This is a genomic window from Actimicrobium antarcticum, from assembly GCF_039536745.1.
In the GTDB taxonomy this organism is placed as follows: domain Bacteria; phylum Pseudomonadota; class Gammaproteobacteria; order Burkholderiales; family Burkholderiaceae_D; genus Actimicrobium; species Actimicrobium antarcticum.
In genome coordinates this window covers 1-1,227 of record NZ_BAAAZE010000021.1, presented here as the reverse complement: position 1 = coordinate 1,227, position 1,227 = coordinate 1, and the positions used below count along the sequence as shown (strand labels likewise).

Genomic DNA, 1,227 nt, shown 5'->3' with positions numbered 1-1,227 from the left:
ACCGACACAGGTGGGCGAGATGAGTATTCTAAGGCGCTTGAGAGAACTCGGGAGAAGGAACTCGGCAAATTGGATCCGTAACTTCGGGATAAGGATCGCCCTTGTAGTTTGACTCCCCTGCGGGAGAAGGACGAAAGGGTTGCAATAAACTGGTGGCTGCGACTGTTTAATAAAAACACAGCACTCTGCAAACACGAAAGTGGACGTATAGGGTGTGACGCCTGCCCGGTGCTGGAAGATTAAATGATGGGGTGCAAGCTCTTGATTGAAGTCCCAGTAAACGGCGGCCGTAACTATAACGGTCCTAAGGTAGCGAAATTCCTTGTCGGGTAAGTTCCGACCTGCACGAATGGCGTAACGATGGCCACACTGTCTCCTCCCGAGACTCAGCGAAGTTGAAATGTTTGTGATGATGCAATCTACCCGCGGCTAGACGGAAAGACCCCATGAACCTTTACTGTAGCTTTGCATTGGACTTTGAACCAATCTGTGTAGGATAGGTGGGAGGCTTTGAAGCGGGGACGCTAGTTCTCGTGGAGCCAACCTTGAAATACCACCCTGGTTTGTTTGAGGTTCTAACCTTGGTCCGTTATCCGGATCGGGGACAGTGCATGGTAGGCAGTTTGACTGGGGCGGTCTCCTCCCAAAGTGTAACGGAGGAGTTCGAAGGTACGCTAATTACGGTCGGACATCGTGATGATAGTGCAATGGCATAAGCGTGCTTAACTGCGAGACTGACAAGTCGAGCAGGTACGAAAGTAGGACATAGTGATCCGGTGGTTCTGTATGGAAGGGCCATCGCTCAACGGATAAAAGGTACTCTGGGGATAACAGGCTGATTCCTCCCAAGAGTTCATATCGACGGGGGAGTTTGGCACCTCGATGTCGGCTCATCACATCCTGGGGCTGTAGCCGGTCCCAAGGGTATGGCTGTTCGCCATTTAAAGTGGTACGTGAGCTGGGTTTAAAACGTCGTGAGACAGTTTGGTCCCTATCTGCCGTGGGCGTTGGAAATTTGAAGGGGGCTGCTCCTAGTACGAGAGGACCGGAGTGGACGAACCTCTGGTGTACCGGTTGTCACGCCAGTGGCATTGCCGGGTAGCTAAGTTCGGAAGAGATAACCGCTGAAAGCATCTAAGCGGGAAACTTGCCTTGAGATGAGATTTCCCAGGAACTTGATTCCTTTGAAGGGTCGTTCGAGACCAGGACGTTGATAGGCTGGGTGTG

Annotated in this window: 1 rRNA gene; it reads left to right on the top strand. The window is 51.9% G+C overall.

The window, feature by feature from the left end:
• Positions 1 to 1,227: ribosomal RNA gene (locus tag ABD720_RS19265) — 23S ribosomal RNA — on the top strand; the annotation flags it as partial.